At 70.4% G+C, this 18,477-nt stretch carries 16 protein-coding genes; 6 read left to right on the top strand and 10 right to left on the bottom strand.

The window, feature by feature from the left end; translation table 11 throughout:
* The first annotated feature begins 40 nt into the window (after positions 1–40).
* Positions 41–544 (top strand): hypothetical protein, encoded by a 504-nt coding sequence (locus tag ACFQH9_RS28420; RefSeq protein WP_379570860.1) that lies wholly within the window; start codon positions 41–43, stop codon positions 542–544.
* Here ACFQH9_RS28420 and ACFQH9_RS28415 read toward each other — a convergent pair.
* The 4 genes from ACFQH9_RS28415 to ACFQH9_RS28400 are packed head-to-tail and all read right to left on the bottom strand — an operon-like array spanning position 537 to position 5,740.
* Positions 537–2,096 (bottom strand): polysaccharide deacetylase family protein, encoded by a 1,560-nt coding sequence (locus ACFQH9_RS28415; RefSeq protein ID WP_379570858.1) that lies wholly within the window; start codon positions 2,094–2,096, stop codon positions 537–539. The two genes, ACFQH9_RS28420 and ACFQH9_RS28415, sit on opposite strands and share 8 nt — an antisense overlap.
* Complete coding sequence (locus tag ACFQH9_RS28410; protein WP_379570856.1) at positions 2,096–3,307, bottom strand: carboxylate--amine ligase; 1,212 nt, start codon at positions 3,305–3,307, stop codon at positions 2,096–2,098. Before ACFQH9_RS28410 ends, ACFQH9_RS28415 begins: the two co-directional genes overlap by 1 nt.
* An 8-nt stretch (positions 3,308–3,315) precedes the next feature.
* Entirely contained in the window at positions 3,316–4,527 is a 1,212-nt protein-coding gene (locus ACFQH9_RS28405) for an FAD-dependent oxidoreductase (protein ID WP_379570854.1), read from the bottom strand.
* The gene (locus tag ACFQH9_RS28400) at positions 4,514–5,740 is read right to left on the bottom strand and encodes a glycosyltransferase family 4 protein (RefSeq protein WP_379570852.1); all 1,227 of its coding nucleotides are present in this window, start codon (positions 5,738–5,740) and stop codon (positions 4,514–4,516) included. The genes ACFQH9_RS28405 and ACFQH9_RS28400 overlap by 14 nt, the downstream gene beginning before the upstream one ends.
* 504 nt (positions 5,741–6,244) lie before the next feature.
* On the opposite strand from ACFQH9_RS28400, the gene ACFQH9_RS28395 reads away from it, so the two are divergent.
* Positions 6,245–7,723 carry a polysaccharide deacetylase family protein gene (locus tag ACFQH9_RS28395; protein ID WP_379570850.1) on the top strand — a complete coding sequence of 493 codons (1,479 nt, stop codon included), beginning with the start codon at positions 6,245–6,247 and terminating at the stop codon, positions 7,721–7,723.
* A 167-nt stretch (positions 7,724–7,890) separates the two neighbouring features.
* On the top strand, positions 7,891–8,844 hold the full coding sequence (locus ACFQH9_RS28390) for a glycoside hydrolase family 5 protein (RefSeq protein WP_379570848.1): 954 nt from the start codon (positions 7,891–7,893) through the stop codon (positions 8,842–8,844).
* Positions 8,845–8,893: 49 nt separating this feature from the next.
* Here the strand turns inward: ACFQH9_RS28390 and ACFQH9_RS28385 are convergent, their stop codons facing one another.
* The 6 genes from ACFQH9_RS28385 to ACFQH9_RS28360 all read right to left on the bottom strand — a co-directional run bounded on the left by ACFQH9_RS28385 (position 8,894) and on the right by ACFQH9_RS28360 (position 16,492).
* Positions 8,894–10,378 carry a hypothetical protein gene (locus ACFQH9_RS28385; protein WP_379570846.1) on the bottom strand — a complete coding sequence of 495 codons (1,485 nt, stop codon included), beginning with the start codon at positions 10,376–10,378 and terminating at the stop codon, positions 8,894–8,896.
* Positions 10,379–10,452: 74 nt separating this feature from the next.
* Positions 10,453–11,958, bottom strand: a complete 1,506-nt coding sequence (locus ACFQH9_RS28380; protein ID WP_379570844.1) for a hypothetical protein — start codon at positions 11,956–11,958, stop codon at positions 10,453–10,455.
* Positions 11,955–13,634 carry a murein biosynthesis integral membrane protein MurJ gene (gene murJ, locus ACFQH9_RS28375; protein ID WP_379570842.1) on the bottom strand — a complete coding sequence of 560 codons (1,680 nt, stop codon included), beginning with the start codon at positions 13,632–13,634 and terminating at the stop codon, positions 11,955–11,957. The genes ACFQH9_RS28380 and murJ overlap by 4 nt, the downstream gene beginning before the upstream one ends.
* Entirely contained in the window at positions 13,631–14,263 is a 633-nt protein-coding gene (locus tag ACFQH9_RS28370; RefSeq protein WP_379570840.1) for a sugar transferase, read from the bottom strand. The genes murJ and ACFQH9_RS28370 overlap by 4 nt, the downstream gene beginning before the upstream one ends.
* 34 nt (positions 14,264–14,297) lie before the next feature.
* On the bottom strand, positions 14,298–15,431 hold the full coding sequence (locus tag ACFQH9_RS28365; RefSeq protein WP_379570838.1) for a DegT/DnrJ/EryC1/StrS family aminotransferase: 1,134 nt from the start codon (positions 15,429–15,431) through the stop codon (positions 14,298–14,300).
* Positions 15,431–16,492 (bottom strand): Gfo/Idh/MocA family protein, encoded by a 1,062-nt coding sequence (locus ACFQH9_RS28360; RefSeq protein ID WP_379570836.1) that lies wholly within the window; start codon positions 16,490–16,492, stop codon positions 15,431–15,433. The genes ACFQH9_RS28365 and ACFQH9_RS28360 overlap by 1 nt, the downstream gene beginning before the upstream one ends.
* A 49-nt stretch (positions 16,493–16,541) precedes the next feature.
* On the opposite strand from ACFQH9_RS28360, the gene ACFQH9_RS28355 reads away from it, so the two are divergent.
* The 3 genes from ACFQH9_RS28355 (at position 16,542) to ACFQH9_RS28345 (ending at position 18,450) form a co-directional block, all read left to right on the top strand.
* The gene (locus ACFQH9_RS28355) at positions 16,542–16,736 is read left to right on the top strand and encodes a hypothetical protein (RefSeq protein WP_379570834.1); all 195 of its coding nucleotides are present in this window, start codon (positions 16,542–16,544) and stop codon (positions 16,734–16,736) included.
* Positions 16,737–16,930: 194 nt separating this feature from the next.
* The gene (locus ACFQH9_RS28350; protein WP_379570832.1) at positions 16,931–17,677 is read left to right on the top strand and encodes a LuxR C-terminal-related transcriptional regulator; all 747 of its coding nucleotides are present in this window, start codon (positions 16,931–16,933) and stop codon (positions 17,675–17,677) included.
* Positions 17,674–18,450, top strand: coding sequence for a response regulator transcription factor (locus ACFQH9_RS28345; protein WP_379570830.1), 777 nt, complete (start codon positions 17,674–17,676; stop codon positions 18,448–18,450). The genes ACFQH9_RS28350 and ACFQH9_RS28345 overlap by 4 nt, the downstream gene beginning before the upstream one ends.
* Positions 18,451–18,477 lie beyond the last annotated feature (27 nt).

Genomic DNA, 18,477 nt, shown 5'->3' with positions numbered 1-18,477 from the left:
TCTGATGTAACGCTCAGGTTCGCGGCGCAGATTCGTAGGCATGAGCTTCTCCGCCGGACCCCTCGCCGACACGCTGACCGCGCTCGGTGCCGCCGCCGCGATCGCCGTGCTGCTCCTGGTCGCCGGCGCGCCGCTCCTGGTCGACCTCGTCGGGCCGCGCACGCGGCGGCTCCCCGGCGGCGCGGTGGGCACCCTGCCGACCGCGGTCCCGGCGGCAGAGGCGGCTCCGGCATCCCCGGCTCCGGCGGCTCCGGTGGCTCCGGTGGCTCCGCAGGAGGGGGCGCCGCAGGAGGTGGCTCCGGCGGGTGAGGTCGGTGGGCCGGGTGCGGGACCAGACCCGCTCGCCGGGTCGGACGCCGGCGCTACGCCGCTCGAGGTGCCGAGGCAGGCCGGCCCGGCCGACGCGGAGCCCGCGGAGGCGCCGGAGCAGGCCCGCTGCACGCTCACGGTCCGGGGCGCGGCCCGGGAGATCAGCCTCCCGCTCCAGCGCGGCGCCCTCGCCCCGGTGATCCCGCTACCGCGCCCGGTCTCCCGCTTCAGCTGACCGGAGGTTCACCGAGGGCGAGGTCGCTCGTCGAGCCCCGCACCCGATCCGACACGCCGTCGGAGACCGACATCGCGTGAGCCGGAGGGCCGAACCAGATCCGTCCCTCGGCTGCTGCCGGACCGACGATCTCCCAGCCTGTGGGACCGTGCCGGATCTCCGTGGCCGCCCTGCGGCGCCACCATCCCGCCACCTCGTGCGGCAGCGCGTGCCACACGTGGGGGTCGTCATGGACAAGCGCGAGCAGCTCCTCGTATGCGTTCACGACGCGGGGATCACACGCATAGTCCGGATGAGTGAGTGCGAGGGCCATCCCGCCGCGCGCACGGAGGTACCCGACCTTGCGGCACCACAGTCGACCATCGGTGTGCGAGAGGATGGCGAACAGCGTGTGGTCCTGAGGCAGCGTGATGGGGAGCTCGACCAGATCGTCGTTCAGGAACGGCCAGACCGTGCAACAGCCGCCGGGCTGAGGCTCGTACGGGTCCGTGTCGGTCGACGACGAGTCGTAGGCGAAGCCGAGCTGGGGCATCCACTCCCACCTACGCTGGGTGGCGGGAGCTCGAAACCCCACTGCGGCCCAGCGAGCCGCGGCGGCGTGCATGGCCGGAAGCCGCTGCCGGAGGAAGCGGGCCGACCCGAGATCCCGTCCGTCGTGCCGGAGGCCGTGGACGCCCACCTCGCATCCCTCGTCCCACAGCGTTTGGACCACGTCGTCCGGTACCACGTACCTCTCGGCGACCAGGTTCCACGACGATCGGAGACCGTAGGCGCGCTCGCGGGCTCGCAGCAGGTCGCGTTGGCAGAGGCCTGCGGCCGTCTCGACGTCGTGGGTCAGCACCATCGCCCACGAGGCTCCGTCCGGCCATGGTGCCAGCCAGGGCACCGGCCGACCGGCAAGATCGCCGAGCAGGTGGAACATCCAGTCGTAGAAGCCGTGCAGGCCGTCCTCGATGGGCCAGCCCGGAAACGACGCGCGGCGCTGGAGTCGGGTGAAGGCACGGCGAAGACCCAGCTGCACCCTACGCGGCATCAGCGGGCGCACGAGGTAGTAGGTCGACAGCGCTGCCCCCCGCATCAGCCGTTGGATTCCTGATCGGTCTGCTCGCCGGTATCGCTCGCTCCAGAGCGTCGCCATCACCTCGCCGGGGTCGAACGGCAACAGGACGCTGCCGTCCTTCCCGTGCCGCCACACCGAGCCGATCGCTCGGCCTGCGTCGTCCCGCAACGTCTCCCTCGGCTGCCATTGCCCGTCGAACCCGTTCCCGCGGTGCCCGAGGGCAAACCGGACCCTGTCGTCGTCGAGGACTCGGCCGGCAAGGCGGTACCCTGCGCAGTCGAAGCGGATCGGCCGGCGTCTTGCACCGCCGTCCGGCAGAGCGCGATACCAGTACAGGCTCGTCGTCGAGTCCGGGACGGGCCAGAGCCTAGCCAGCACGGGGTCGTCCAGGGTTGCCGGCGCAGCCTGCTGCCGGATCCGATACGGCACCCGGAAGTAGTCGAAGAAGGCGAAAGGTTCGACCGACTCGAAAGCCACCTCGGGGACTGACATCAGAGGCTCCGGTGCCGCGCGAGATAGGGCAGGTGTGCCACCTCGTAGAACCACGGGAGGGGGTCCCGAAGGGAGAGCACAGCCTCGGTGTCGAGACGCCTGAGGGTGCGCAGGTAGTCCCCGGGGTGGAGAGAACCCCGCGCGATGTCGCGCCCGGCGTTCGGAAGGTCGGTGAGCAGGCGAATCCATTTCACGCCCGCGCGGGTCGAGAGCGTGCTGTCCGGCGGACCGACACCGAGTTGGTCGCGGAACAGCAGGTACGGGAAATCGACTCCGGCGGCTGCCCCCAACGAGTGGTAGCCCCACGTACGGGCGTTCACGTCCAGCAGCTTGAACTCGCCGTCCCGTCGGTCCCGCTTGTACTCCAACTCGACGAGCCCCTGGTAGCCGATCGCCGATAGGAACCGGAGCGACGGCTCTTCGAGGTGCGGCAGATCGACCGTCTCGACGAACGTGCTCGCCCGCCCGAAGTCCGACGGGTGTTGACGGCGTCGTCGCACGGTCATCCGGGCGAGCGCGCGGCCGTCCCGCACGAGCGCACAGTACGCGTACTGCTCCTCGCCGCCGCCGGGGACGAGCTGCTGAACGAGCACCTCACCGTCGCCCACGATCTCGGTCGCCCGCTGTACCACGCGCACGAGATCCCGTGGATGGTCCACCCGCCACGCCTTGACCCCGGTCTGGTAGAAGAAGTGCTCCTTGATCGCCGGCTTGACGACGAACGGGCCGGCGTCGTGTACGGCGGCCAGATCCGATGCCGTTCGCAGAACCCACGTCCGCGGGTGCGGGATGCCGGCCTCCGCGGCGATGCGATAGGTCTCCCGCTTGTCCCAGCACGATTGGACGGCGCGCCAGTCCGCAACCGGCACCCGCCAGCGTCGGGAGAGATCGTCCCGATGGCGCGCGAGCGCCGCCACGGTCTCGTCCCTGGTGGGGTACAGAACCCATCCGTCGAGGCCCCACCGCAGGCGGAGATCCTCGAGGCTGCTCAGCGTCTCGCGCTCCCCGCGTAGGCTCGGGACCCGGTGGAACCCCTGCACGTAACGGGAGGCGCGGGAGACGGAGCGCTCGTCGTCGAGAACGCGCACGGGTATCCCGCGTCGCCCGAGGCTGCGGGCTACGCCCAGACCTTGGTAGTCGCCGCCGATGACGACCGCCCCCAGTGCAAGCTGTCGGCTGCGAGGGGCCTCGTTCGGCTCGAGCCCGACCACCGCCGCCATCATTCGACCGCCGCGAGGTCGGAACGGGCCGGGGCCGCCGCAGATCGGTGGCCGGTCGCGATCCGCGTCAATTCGCTGCTGGCGTACCAGCTGCCCGCGACGAACCGCATGATCGGCCCGAAGGTCCACGCAGCAGGAGCTCCGACGAAATGCAGCCCCGGTACCGAGGACTCGAGTCCCGCCTTGAGCAGGGGGTAGCCACCCGCTCTCGCGACTCCGGACGCCAGGCCGGGCGCCAGGAAGGAGTACTGCTCGATGTCGACCCGGTACCCGGTGCCGAGGAGAACGTGGTCGACGTCCGTCTCCGTTCCGTCGGACATTGCGACGCGGACGCCTCCCGAGGCGACCGGCACGATGGAGCGCGGTTCGGCGGCCAGTCGGATCGGTACCGCGCGCAGCCTTGGCAGCAGCCAGGCCGCGCCTGCCGGTCGGACTGCTCGATACGCCAACGGCTCCTGCAACCCTCTCGGGAGCCGGCCGAAGAGGTTCGGCACCGCGACCAGGCGTGACAGCCCCATCGGGCCGACGTCCGTCGGCGCGTAGACGAGCGGTGCCAGCCGGCCGAGCTTGCGGTGGTACTTCCCGCCATGCAACCAGTTGATCCGGCGCGCGCGCACGACGACCTCGACGTCCGTGTCGCACTCCCGGAGCAGCGCCGCCGACTCGAGGGCGCTCTGGCCACCACCCACCACGAGCACCCGGCGCCCGCTGAACACCGCGAGATCCCGGTGCTCCGAGGTGTGGGACACGAGGTCGGGAGGCAGCCCGGCCGCGACGGCGGGACGATGGACGAACGACGCGATACCCGTCGCAACGACGACCCGGCGCGCGCGGACGCGTTCACCGTCGGCGAGATCGAGGGTGAAACCCTGGCGGTCGCGGTCCAGGACCGCGACATGTCGGCGGTCCACGTCCTCGGCGACCTTCCGCTGCACCCACGACCCGTAGTCCAGGAACCTGTGCAGGGGATAGGGAAGCGTGACCGGCTCCCCGACGTCCTCAGCGTAGGAGTCCAGCGACAACGGGCCGCAGTGTTCGGCGATGCTGGTGGCGGTCCGGTTGGAACGGAGCAGCATCCCTTTCGGCATGGTGCGCCAGAAGGACATGGGCTCGCCGAAGAGGCGGACGTCGACCCCTGCCCTGCGCAGGTGCGCGGTGGCGGCGAGTCCGTAGGGTCCGGCTCCGACGACCGCTACCTCAGAGCTGATCACTCTCACTCCATTCCCGGAGGCTCGTGTGGACTCCTCCGTGCGGTCGTTGCCGGTCGGCGATCACCGAACCGGAGGGGGGTGGCGGCATGACCGACAGATAGGTGGCTGCCTGGCGTTCCCAGCTCAGTTCCTCGGCGACCCGCCGCCGGCCCAGCAGGCCAAGCTCGGCCCGGCGGGCCGGGTGGCCGAGCAACGCCTCGACGGCATCGGCGAAGGCGTCCACGTCACCCGGTGGGACGAAGACGCCGCCGTCGCGCACCGTCGCCGCGGTCTCGGGGAGGTCGAAGGCGACGACCGGGAGACCGAAGGCCATGTACTCCATGGCCTTCACCGGTGACACCTCGGGCTGCAGCGACGTGTCGAGTCCGATCCGGGCCTCTGCGAGCCGAAGGTAGAGCTCCCGCTCCGACAGCCATCCCGGAAGGGAGACCCAGGGCTCGAGGGCCATCGACCTCGCCTGCCGCCTCAGGTCCTCGAGACATTCCCCGTCCCCGAGCAGGAGGAAGCGGCAGTCCGTCCGACGCCTGCGGTGCACCAGTTCGGCGCACACCTCGAGAAGCAGGTCGAGCCTGTCCTGCCGACCCATCTTCCCCGCCCAGCACAGGAGATGACCCGGCTCGTCGCGGTTCTCGACGGCCCGGCACGCGGCAGCGATGTTGGCCATCAGGGGGCCGTTGCGGACGACCGCGACACACCGTGGGTTCGCGCCGGCACCGATGAGACGATCTCGGAGGTGATCGTTGACGACGATGGACCGGTCCGCGACGCACTGCGTCCGTCGCTCCAGCCAGCGGAGTGCCTTCAGCACGGGCGCGGGACGCAGTGTGTAGCGAGCGGCGAACAGTTCGGGCATCAGATCGCGCTGGTCGACGACGACAGTCGCGCCGGTGAGGCGGAGCAACCAGGCGAGCGGGAAGTAGATGTCCGGGGGCTGGCAGAACTGGACCACGTGAACGGGATGGCGTAGGCGAACACGGACACAGAGCAGGGCGGCCCAGCCGAACGCGAGCGTGTACTCGCGAAGGTAGCCGGCAGCATGTCGGGGTTCCTTGAACGGCGGGTGTTCGAGGAGCGTCAGCCCGGACATCGCCCGGAATGGGGCGTTCTCCGGCGCGCTACGGGTGACCACCGTAACCCGGTACCCCGCGTCGAGCAGGGTCGGGACCTGCTTGCGCAGTCGGTGGTCCATCCCCAACGGGATGTTCTCGACCACGATCAGGATCTCCCGGGCGCTACGCCTCGATCCGCCCGATTTCCTCGTCCGCCACGTCATCCGCGTCCCCCTCCCGGCCCGGGATGGTCCCGGCGCTGCGGCTCATCGTCGCGGGCCGGGCTCGCCGTCCGGATCGCTCAAACGACGTACATCACCTCGTCCGGGTTCCTGAGCCCGACCTGGCTCCGACCGAGCATCGGCCGTGGGTCGTCTACGTCGTCTGCGGGATGCTGCTCGAACGCCTCCTCCGCGAGGCTGCTGAGCGGCGCGATCGGCATCCTCCTGCGCTGTCGTTATCAAGGGGGCAGGGCTTTGGCTCCACGACCGGCTCCAGGCCGCAGCACCGTTCGAACGAGGGGCGTCCCCGGAGGAGGCGCCGGCGGCGTCCGACCTGCTCTGGCACGAACGGGACTCGCCCTGGGGGTCGCAGCCGCACTCCTGCTCGGGGGATGCGTCGCCGGGCCGTCGACAGCTCCGACAGCAGCACGGCCGCCGCACATCGCCGTGTCGCTCACCTTCTCCGACGGCCACCGCAACCAGTACGACAATGCCCGGCCCGTGCTCCTCGCGCACAGGATGCGGGCGACCTTCTACGTGGTCAGCAGCTGGATCGATCAGCAGCGCGCGTGCTGCATGGCGTGGTGGCAGATCGACGACCTGTACCGCGACGGCAACGAAATCGGCGGGATGGGCCGGGACCACCTGGATCTCGGCGTGCCCTCACCCGGGCCTTGGCGACAGGACGTCGAGCAGAAGCGGGCCCAGGTCTGTGACGATCGTCAACGGCTGGCCGCTCGAGGCTACGACCCGCGGAGCTTCGCCTATCCCAGCGGAGCGGTCGGTGCAGCCTTCCCCGACGGCACGACCGCCCGCGACATCGTGCGCGCCTGCGGCTACTCGACAGCACGGGCTGTGGGAGGCGGATCGACTGCTGCGCCGGCCGACGCACTACCGCCGGTCGATCCCTTTGCCCTTAGGACGGCGGCCCGGCCGGATACCGGCCCGATCACCCTGCCGAGCCTCACCGATGCCGTGACGGCCGCCGACCACGACGGCGGGTGGGTGCCCATGGCGTTCGACCAGGTGTGCCGCCGCGACACCCCTGACTACACGGAGTGCATGGCAACCCCCCACGCTGTGGAGGACACGACGCTGAGCGCGTTCCTCGACTGGCTCCAGGCGGCCGGGCGGCCCGGTGGCGCGCCTGCCGGGACCGTCGTCGAGACCGTGCGCGAGGCGATGGGTGTTCCCGAGCAACCGCCGCTCCCGTCCCGGCCGACGATCGTCTCGCTGACGTTTGACGACGCGCACCCGTCGCAGTACCTGGTTCGTCCCGTACTGCTCGACCACGGCGTCCGGGCCACATTCTTCGTCAACAGCGGGCTCGTCGATCGGGGCAAGGGCGCGGCCATGACGTGGGACCAACTCCGGGAGCTGGCCGCCGACGGCAACGACATCGGCGGGCACACCGTCGACCACCTCGACCTGTCCGCGCTCGCGCCGGCCGACGTTCACACGCAGGTCTGTGCAGACCATGATCGATTGGTCGCCGAGCGACTGAACCCCGTGAGCTTCGCGTACCCCGAGGGCGGGGTGAACCCGGACATCGAGCGTACCGTGCAGCAGTGCGGCTACCGTTCCGCGAGGGCGGGGGGTTCGGTCACGCCGGTCGGCCCCATCTACAGCGAATCCCTGCCTCCGCGCGACCCCTATGCGACCATGGCGCTCGGGGGCGCGACGGGCCCGCTGCGCTCCGACTACCTGCAGTCGGCAGTCTCCTCGGCGGCAGCGCACGGCGGTGGGTGGCTCCAGATCGTCTTCCACATGGTGTGTCAGCCCTCCACCCCCGACTACGCGCGGTGCATCAGTACTCAGACGCCGATCGAGATCGGCGAGCTGCGGGACTTCATCGACTGGCTCACGACGAGGGCGCCACCCGACACCACCGTCCGCACGGTGGACTCGGTCATGGCCGACCGGTGAGGGCCGTCGCGGTCCTCGGCCTCGTCCTCGTCCTGGTTCTTCCCGCGTGCAGTTCCCAGTCGCAGTCCGCAGAGTCCGCACCGGCGCCGTCGCCCCCGCCGACGGCGCCCGCAGCGCCGTCCCCGCCCCTCTCCGCACGAACGGTCGTGGTCGACGGTGATCGCCTGGTGGACGGGACGGGCCAGCCCGTGCGGCTCCTCGGGGTGAACCGGTCGGGGACGCAGTACATGTGCACCGAGGGACCGAACGTGTTCGACGGCCCCACGGACGACCACGCCGTCGCCGCGATGGTCGCCTGGCGGATCACAGCCGTTCGGATCTCGCTCAACGAGCAGTGCTGGCTGGGGATCAACGGGCTTCCGGTCGCCTATCCGGCCGCGGTGTACCGGAGGGCGATCACCGACTACGTCGACAGACTCATCCGAGCGGGCCTCTACGTCGTGCTCGACCTGCACTGGAACGCCGCCGGGACCGCCCAGGCCCGGAGCCAGCAGCCGATGGCCGACCGGGATCACGCAGGCGCCTTCTGGACCAGCGTGGCAGCGACGTTCAAGGACCGCACGGCTGTCCTGTTCGATCTCTACAACGAGCCGTACCCCGATCACGACAGCGATTCGGAGGCCGCCTGGCAGTGCGTCCGCGAGGGGGGCGTGTGTCCCGGGGTCGACTTCGTCGCCGCCGGGATGCAGGAGCTCGTCGACGCGGTGCGTTCGACGGGCGCACAAAACCCCCTTCTCGTCTCGGGTCCGCAGCATGCCGGAACGCTCACGGAGTGGCTCGCTCACCGGCCCCACGACCCGCTGCAGCAGGTCGCGGCGACCATCCACATCTACGGCCCACCCCCGGACGCGTCGCCCTGCTGGACGGCGACCTGCTGGGTCGACATGCTCGAGCCGCTCGCCCGGGACGTGCCCGTCGTCATCGGCGAGATGGGCAATACCGACTGCACGCCGACCGTCGTCGCACCTCTCATGACGTGGGCGGACCGGGCCGGCGTCAGCTACCTCGCGTGGTCCTGGGTGACGAGCAGCTGTGCCGTCGAGCCGGCCCTCATCTCCGGCTACGAGGGGACACCGACCCCGTACGGGGTCGGTGTCCGTGATCACCTACGGAGCCGCTGAGTGGTGAGGATCCGTTCCGTGGTGCGACCTCTGAGTGCTCGCTCATGCCTCACTCACCCTCGGAGCCCGACGAGCCCCTCTCGCCGGGCGTCTCGGTTCCGGAACACGAACCGGCCGACGTCGCACTGGCTTGCGCACCGTTCACGGGCAGCGTCGACGGATCCGGTGCCGCTTGCTCGAGCCGGTCGGAGTAAGAAGGCCCGGGCGCTCCCTCATGGTCCGGAACCGCACGTCCGCGCGGCCGGCGCTGGGGGAGCGGCCGGCTCAACGAGCGTCGAGACCCCTGCTCCGAGGTCACGAGAACGGTGCCGACGAACTCGGCACCCACCTGCGTCAACTCGGCGACCGCTCGGTCGACCTCTGCGGCCGGCGTGCCTGTGCCGACGACGAGAACGACGCCGTCGGCCGAGGCGATCAGACGAACGGCGTCGGCAGACTCGAGAACGGGAGGGGCTCCGACGACCACGTGACTGAACGACCTCGTGAGCGTGGCGGAGGTCGTCGACCACGCGCGTTCGGAGATCCGACGACCGAGGTCGGGTCCGGGCTGTCCAGCGCCGAGCAGGGCCGGCCCGGCAGCCTCTCGTCGCACTGCGGCCTCGACGGGCACCCGCCCGGCCAGGACGTCGAGCAGCCCGGGACCCGTCGTCGACCTCCCTGCGGCGCCCGCCCGGGTGTCGCCGTCCACGACGACGACGTGTCGGCCGTCGACGAGCAGGGCTGTCGCCAGCCGGCGGCCGAAGGTCGCGACGGCGACGTCGCCGACGCCGGTCAGAACCAGGACGTTTCCGTGAGCCCGTGCGCGCGGGACCAGGCGCCCGCTCCCGGACCGCTCGACGGCAGCCCTGATCCGCTCGGCCAGGATCTCGTAGGCGACGTCGTCGACGGTCTCCCCGCCGGATGCATCCGCGCCATCGTCCGTCGCCGATCGGTCCGCATCCGGTCCAGGGGTGAGGGGCGGAACCTCACCGAGGACGTTCAGCCCTCGCGCCTCCAGGCCGTCCGACCCGCGGATGCGGTGATCGAGCCTGTCCCTCGCCATGGCCACTAGCAGGCCGAGCAGTCCTCCGACGACCAACCCGATGAGGATGTTCAACCCCGTCTTCGGGCTGCTCGGACCCGACGGGGCCGCGGCGGGCGTGAGGACGCGAGCGCGCTCCGGCAGGGTCGGAATGGGCTCGGTGTCCTTGTACGTGACGAAGGCTTCGGCGACTTCCTGGGCGCACTCGCGTGCGGCGTCCGGCTGTTCGCGGGTACAGGCGATCTCCAGGACATGAGTGTCGACCGGGACCGTGACGGCGAGGTCCTGGCGAAGTTCCCCCAGCGGGACTGCCAGTCGTCGGGCGGCGGTCGAGACGACGAGGTCCGAAGAGGCGATCTCCTTCTCCGTACCCATGCTCGGTTCCTGCGGTGGCGGGTTGCTGGAGGAGACCAGGGGAAGGACGACGACCCGCGCCGTCGCCTCGTACAGGGGTGTCTGCCACCAGGAGAAGACCGCGGCACATCCCGCCACCAGCAGGGCGATGCCGGCCACCCACGACCATCTGGCTCGTAGGAGGCGGGCGGCACCGCCGGCCGGCCGCCCGGCCACCCGCGGTACGACATCTGTCATCGCTGGACTCTCCCGTCGTGCTCGTGATGTGGAAGTCGAGGGGGTCCCGCCGGTCGGACGACGAGGTCCGCCGTCGCGGTCCTCGGGTCGGTCGAGGCGTCCCGTCGTCTCGCCTCGAGCGCCGCGGCCAGGGCGAGGAGGATGAAGAGGAGGTCACCGGAGCCGCGGTAGGTGAGATGCGGGTCGAAGAGCATCAGCACGGCCACGACGAGGACGGCGACGAGGACTCCCGTCGCGACGACCCCTTCGAGGTCCGCGCGCCGCCCTGCTCGCCAGCCGTACCGAAGGGCCAGCGCCACGAACAGGATGTAGGAGGCCAGGAGGGGAAGACCACCTCCCCAGAGCAACCACGTGTAGCCGCTCTCGATCCACACCCATGGCAGTGCGAGGGTCCGCGGGCTCGGCACCCGCGCGCTCGGTTGGACGCCGAGGACGAAGTTGTAGTCCGAGAAGAGACGCGGCCAGAAGTAGTTGCGGAGGTTTTCGAGCCTGCCCACCCAGCTCTCCGGCAGACCCGACACCCGACCGAACCCTGAGAGTCGGGTCGCGATCACCGATTGCAGCGGCCATGCCGCGGCGAGGGTGACCAGCCCGAGCAGGACCGGTAGGCGTGCGCGACGGAACAGGAGTCCCAGGGCGATGATGACGACGACCAGACCGATGGCCGCCGAGAACTGACCGGATGCCAGGGTGCCGGCGACGAAGAGCGCGCCGAGAGGAGCCAGCAGGGACAGCCGAGCAGCACCTCGCCACCAGAGTGCGGCCACCAGCGCGAGATTGAAGAGCATCAGGTCGGCGGTCGCCGCCGCCAGACCCAGGGTGGCGCTACCCCGGTTGTTCGTCACGAGCGACGTGTCGCCGAACGGCGCGTAGAAGGAGTCCAGGAATCCCTCGACGCCGAACAGGTCGAGTGCCTGCAGCACCGCGATGCCGGCGACGAGGCTCGCAGAGGCGATCGAGATCCACAGACACCGGTTCACCTGACTGGCGACGCGTACGCCCGCACGCACGACCGCGTAGAGCGCAAGATACTTCCAGAGGACCACCGCGTACGAGACGTCGTCGTCCGTGATCGGCACATCGCGAAGGGCCATCCAGAGCAGGGGCACGATCGAGTTGCACACGGCCATCAGGACGAGCGACGCGGCGATCGGACCGATGCGGGGGCGGACTCGGTCCCCGGTCCTGAGGTTCCATATGCCGCGTGCGCACAGCGCGGCCGCGCACAGCAGGAGCAACGCCTCGTTCGGCCGTAGCGCCGGGACGAGGCGTCCCCTGTCGATTCCGGCCAGGAGCGGTGTCAGGCCGGTGAGCAGGTACGCCGCCCACGCGGGGCGTGCGACGACGAGGGCTCCCAGGCCGAGGGCGAGAGCGACAACGAGTACCAGCAGCGGAGCCCGGGCGGTCGCAGCCCCGACGACGATCGCCCCGGACAGTACCGAGGCGAGGACTGCCATCGAGCAGCGGTCCGCCGAGCGTGGCATCGCGACACGAAGGGTCATCTCGTGACCTCCGCACCCTCGACCGCGAGATCACGTCGCCTGCGCCGCAGCGCCGCGAGGAGCCAGGCTGCCTCCGGTGCGCGCAGTGCACACTGGACCCCGAGGTAGGCGGCACCGCCGACAAGGCACGTGACGGCGGTGCCCGCCAGGACCAGGCGATGGTCGGTCGCCCCCGAGAGCAGGTGGGCGCCCACCCAGAGCGGACCGGCCATGACGACCGCCGAGGCGAGTGTCCGCAGCGCGGACGGGACGAGCCGCTCGCGTCCCCCCGGAAGCCCGGACAGCAGAGAGGAGACCCGATGGGTCGCTCCGGCGATCGCCGCGGCCGACACCGCCAGACCGACGACCGCGACCACCGCGGCACCGTGAACCGTCATGGCCACGGCGAGGAGCGCGAGGCACGTCGCCGTCTTGAGCGTAGTCGAGACGAGGGGGGATCGCGTGTCCGACCGGGCGTACGAGGCATAGATGGTGACGAGGAAGGCGGTCTCCGCGACCACACCCGGTGCGAGCGCGAGGAGCGCGGCCGCGACGAGGGCGTCGCCGCCGTCGGCGACCATGCGGCCGTAGGAAACGGTCAAGGCGAGCGGCTCGCAGAGCACGGCGAGGACGGCCGCGGCAGGAGCGGCCACGAAGAGCGCGAACCGCAGCCCGCGCACAGTGGTGTCGCGGAAGGCGGGGTCGTCGTTCCGCTGGTGCAGCCGGGACAACCGAGGCAGCAGCGAAAGCGCGACCGGCGTGGCGCCGAGCGCCAGCGGGAGGAAGAAGAAGTTCTGGGCGACCTGATACGCGATCACGCCTCCCGCGACACGGTTGGCGACGAAGAGGACGCAGAGCAGTTGGACCGCCTCGAGCGCGGCCTGGAGCAGCGCGGGCAACGAGCGCCGCACCAGGGCCTTGACCTCGGCGTCGCGCCAGCCGAGAGCCGGTCGCAGAACTATGCCGGTGCGCCGGGCGCCGTACCACTGGAGCGCGGCGTGCAACCCGACCGCCGCGGTCGTGCCGAGGCCGAGGAGGAGGATCTCGCCCAATGGGATGTCGCTCAGGGACGACGGGACCGGATAGCACAGCCCCGTCGCGACGAGGACCGCGATCGAGCCGAGGTTCTCGACGGCCGGGGCCCCCGCCGGGAGGGCGAAGCGCCGGTGCGCGTTCATCACCGCTGCCGAACACGCCACGACGGCGTACAGGAACACCTGCGGCAGGAGCAGGAGCAGGAAGAGCCGGGCGATGCGCTCCTGCTGCTCGGCGTCGGCGGCCGCCACCGATCCCAGTGCGGTCAGTTGGAGCAGGAGGGGCGCCGCGAGGAAGGCGACGGGCAGGAGACTCGCGACCCCGAGCAGGCTCAGTCCCAGGACGCCTCCGCCGAGTCGCTCACATGCTGCGCGTCGCCCGTGGTCGATGTGACCCACCAGGGCGGGGACCAGCAGCGACGACATGAGCGAGCCGGCCAGCAGGCCGTAGTACACGATGTTGGGCAGGGCGTTCGTCGCCTGGTAGGTGTTGCCGAAGTACGTGGGCCCGAGCACCGCGGCCGTGACGGCGACGCGGACGAACCCGGTCATCCGGCTGACCATCGTCCACGACGCGACGACGACGGAGTCACCGACCGCCCCGGTCGGGGCGGACAGTCCGTCGGGCTCCGCGGCGCGTTCGGACCGGCGCCTGATCCTCATCGCGCTTCCCGACTGGCCAGCACCCCTGCCGTACGGACAAGGATCGACACGTCGAGGAGCAGAGTGCGGCGCCGTGCGTACTCGACGTCGAGGTCCAGGGCCTCGGTCATGCTCAGCCGGCTCCGTCCGCTCACCTGCCAGAGGCCGGTGATACCAGCGGGGACGCTGAACCGTTCCCGGTGCACGTCCCCGAGAAGGTCGGTCTCCCACGGCAGCATCGGACGCGGCCCCACCAGCGACATGTTCCCCTGAACGACGTTGATGAGCTGAGGGAGCTCGTCGAGGCTCGTGCGCCGCAGGATCGCACCGAGCCTTGTCACCCGGGGATCGTCGTCGAGCTTGTAGAGGCCGTCGCTCACCGCGTTCCGGACGTCGGCATCGGTGAGCATCCGCGTCACGTACTCGCGGTGCAGGTGGTCGCTGCACCCGGACCTCATAGTCCGGAACTTGTACATCTCGAAGGGCTGCTCGTGCTGACCTATCCGGGTCTGACGAAACAGTGCCGGCCCCGGAGAGCAGACCCGTACGAGGACGGCGAGCGCGAGGAACAGGGGCGACAGCACCACCAGGGCAGGCGCGGCGACGGCCAGGTCGAGACAACGCTTGCCCCGAAGTCTGGCTCGGCGCACTCCGGCCTCGGGAGGCGCCGTGACGACCGAACTCTCACAGACCAACTCCGATCACCGCCTCACGGCCGATGCGCTTCAGAGCGGCGCAGACGCGATCTACCTGGACCGAGGACATGTGTGGGAACAGGGGAAGGGACAGGACGTGCCGCGCAGCCGCCTCGGAAGTCGGTAGGGCCCTGTCGGCGAACCGGCGGTACGCCGGCTGAAGGTGGCAGGGCACCGGGTAGTGCACGGCGGTGTCGATTCCCTCCTCGTCGAGGATGGCCATGGCCCGCCGTCGATCTGGAACCTGCACCACAGCCAGGTGCGGAGCGGCCCATGCACCCGGTGCGACCGTCACCGGACGGATCGGGGCGTCCTCGAGTTCGGTGTGATAGCGGTGCACGATCTCTCGGCGTGCCGCGATCCACTTGTCGAGGTGGCGGAGCTTCGTGGAGAGCACGACCGCTTGGAGCGTGTCCAGGCGGCTGTTGGTGCCCACCACGACGTGGCCGTGGTGGGATCCGCCGGACGGCCGACCATGATTTCGAAGCGCCCGCAACTCACGGGCCAGGGCAGGGTTCGAGGTGACGACGGCCCCGCCGTCACCGAACGCTCCTAGGGTCTTCCCGGGGTAGAAGCTGAAGCAACCCGCGATCCCGAGCGAGCCCACACGGCTGCCCCGCCAGCGTGCGCCGTGAGCCTGGGCGGCGTCCTCGATGACCACGAGGCCCGCTGCGATCGCGAGGCTGCTGATCGAGTCGACGTCTGCCGGTTGGCCGTACAGGTGAACCACGATCACAGCCCGTGTGCGCGGCGTGATCCTGCGGGACACCGTGTCGGCCGTGAGGAGGAGCGTTTCCGGGTCGACGTCCGCGAACCGCGGCGTGGCCCCGGCGAGGACGACGGCGGCAGCCGTGGCGATGAACGTGTTGGCGGGGAGGATCACTTCGCAGCCACGGCCGATACCGAGGGCGCGCAACGTGAGGGTCAGGGCGTCCGTTCCGTTGGCGACGCTCACGGCCTCGGTCGCCCCGCAGTACGCCGCCCACTCCCGCTCGAAGTCGCCGACGGCGGAGCCCCCGACGAACTGGCCGTCGTCGATCGCCGACGACCACCCGGCCTCCACCTCGTCACGTACCTCATCCGTCGCCAACGTCAGGTCGAGAACGGGGACACGCTCGTCCATCAACGATCCGTCCCGAGCAGGGACGCGGTCAGGGAGTGTCCGTCGCGTTCGGCCGCTCCGTCGCCGGAGGCAACGGTCCCGGTGGAGCCGCTCGATCGTCGGTCGCGCACCTCGTCGAGCCCGACCTTGCGCTGGGTCTGGAGGGCCAGCTGCAACGCCTCGAGGACCTCGACGACGGCGAGCCCGTTCCAGCCGTCCGTTCGCGGGCGCCGCCCCGTGAGACAGCAGTCGGCGAAATGGCGGTCCTGGTTGACGAGGGGCTCCTCCGGTCGCAGGAAGGGCACCGTGATGTCGCCGTACCGGTACACCATGGGAGCCTGCGTCATGTCGCCGGTGTCGGCCGCCGGGTCGACACCCTTGTCGTGGATACGCACGAGGTCCTCGGCGGCTAGATCGTCGTAGACCGCCATCTTGCGGCTGCCGACCAGGGTCATCCGCCGGACCTTGCAGGGGTCGAGCCAGCTGACGTGGATGTTGGCCGCGAGGTGGACGTCGCGGAAGTAGAGACGCAGGTACGCGACGTCCTCGAACCTGCGGTGCGCGTGGCGCGAGCCCCAGGCCTCCACGGCGACCGGTGGCCGGCCGAGGACGTGGTTGATGATCGAGATGTCGTGTGGTGCCAGGTCCATCACCACGTTGACGTCACCTTGGTAGAGACCGAGGTTGAGCCGTGCGGAGTCGATGTAGTAGAGCTCGCCGAGTTCGTTCTCCTCCACCAGCTCCCGCAGTTTCCAGACCGCCGCGTTGTACTCGAAGGTGTGGCCGACCATGAGGACCCGCTCGGCGCGGTCTGCGGCCCGGATCAGTCGCAGAGCGTCAACGGCAGTCGTGGCCAACGGCTTCTCGACGAGGACGTGCTTCCCCGCCTCGAGCGCCCGTAGCGCCAGGGGGACGTGCGTCGTCGGCGGCGTCGCGACGACCACGGCGTCGACGAGCGGGAGGGCTTCCTGCAAGGTCGTGGAACACGCTGTTCCGGGAAAGGCCCGACCGAGGGCGGCCAGGCGGTCCTGCCGCCCGTCGACGAGCACGACTCCGTCGATCTCGTCCAGGCCGTGCAGCACGCGAGCGTGCTTTGAGCCCCAATATCCGCAACCCAGGACGGCGACACGCATGGTCATCTCGGAAGCCCCGTTCCCGGCGTCGTCGGTCGTCGTCACGACCGCGTCGTCGATAGCCTTTCGTGATGCCCCCGACGATGCCGACCTCGACGCGGTGAGGCGTCGCGCCCGCGGCGTAGGGTCCTACGTCGTTTGCTCCGGCAAGGACGCGGACCGGAAGATGTTGCGCAGCGTGATTGTCTCGTAGTCCAATGCGCACTGCTGCGCCGAAAGAGTGGTGAGCTGGCCGTGCCCTAGTAACGCTTCGCCACTATCCGCCGAGTTCGATCGATGGCTGCAGCGGGCCGACGTCTTCGCGATGCGCGTGGCCTCGGCTCGTCGGAAAGGCAGTACGCAACTGCTCGTCGACTCATCGTGGTGTCGGACGATCGGGGGTACTCGGTGCGTGTTCTGCTGTGTGACGGTCATCGCCTGCTTCTCGAAGCCCTGAGAGCCGCGCTGTGCAGTGCCGGGCACGAAGTCGTCGGGATGACCACGGAACCCGCGCAGGTGGCCGACACCGCGCGCCGCTGCGAACCGGACATCTGTCTCGTGGACGTCGCCTTCGCCGACTGCGACGGCTTCGCCACGGTCGCCGAGATCAGGTCGACCACGGGAAGCAGGATCCTCGTGCTCTCGGCGCGGGCCGACAAGGAGACGGTCGACGCCGCCGTCGCGGCGGGGGCTGACGGCTTCCTCGGGAAGTTCCAGAGCCTCGAGGACATCCTGCGCGGCCTCGACCGGGTCGCTGGCGGAGAGGCATTCGTGCCGGACGACATCTGCATCGCACGCGAACCCGCCGCCCTCGCGAAGCGGGTCGAGGAGTCGACCGTCCTGCGGTTCCTGACCGAGCGGGAACGCGAGGCATTGCGACGTATCGCCGACGGGGAGAGCACCAAGGAGATCGCTCGGTCGATGGACGTCGCCTACAGCACGGCCCGTACTCACGTCCAGAACGTGCTGACCAAGTTGGGTGTTCGTTCCCGCCTCCAGGCCGCTGCCCTCGCGGCGAGGATCGGGCTCGCGGAGGGATCGGAGCGGGCTTCGCGGAAGGCTGTCGTCACGCATGTCCGCCCCGGCTCGGACCGGGCGGGTCGGGTTGGTGGCGGGCCGCCCGTCGGATCGCGGCCGGAACGCCGACCCGCATGATCAACATCGTGGTGGTCGACGCCAATCGTGTGTTCGCCGACGCGGTCGCCGCGCGCCTCGGCCAGGAGAGGGACATGACGATCCTGCGCTGCGCAACCGGTGTCACCGCACTCCGACAGGCGATGACCCGCTCCTCGGCGGACGTCGTCATCGGCGACGCCTCCCTTTTCGATCCCGAGCTCGTCGCGCCGGCGGACGGCCTCGCGTTCCGGACCCGTCCACAGGGGATGGATCGGGCCGACGGCGACCCGATGCGCGTCCTCGTCCTGGTGGCGGCGGCGAACGAGTGCGACCGGCTGGCCGACTGTCTCGTGCGAGGGGTGCGCGGTTGGGTGCCGCGCAGTGCGTCCATGGAAGAGTTGATTGCGGCGGTCCGACATGCGGCGGACGGTGGTACGTGGATCCCGCCACGGCTACTGACCGACGCGCTCCGGGAGCTGCTCTGGCCGCAGGCCGTCGAGGACCCGGCCGAAGCGTTGCTGAAGCGCCTCACTCCGCGGGAGCGCGAAGTTCTGTCCTGTCTGGTCGAGGGGCTCGACCGGTCGGGCGTCGCGGCGCGGCTCCAGCTGTCACCGAACACGGTGCGGACCCACGTTCAGAGCATCCTGGGCAAGCTCGGCGTGAACTCCGCCGTGGCTGCGGTCGCGCTCATCCGAAGAGCCGGATCCACCCTCCGGCCGCCACCGCCGGGTGTTCCCGTGCCCACCGTGTCGCCGATAGCGGGCGGGGCGCCGCTCCACAGCGCTCGTCGCCACCAGCACGTCGCTCGCTGACACGATCCCCCGTTCCTACCCCCCACG

Source organism: Pseudonocardia lutea (assembly GCF_042658055.1).
In the GTDB taxonomy this organism is placed as follows: Bacteria; Actinomycetota; Actinomycetes; order Mycobacteriales; family Pseudonocardiaceae; genus Pseudonocardia; species Pseudonocardia lutea.
The sequence above is the reverse complement of the archived record's forward strand: the minus strand, read 5'-3'. Positions and strand labels throughout refer to the sequence as shown.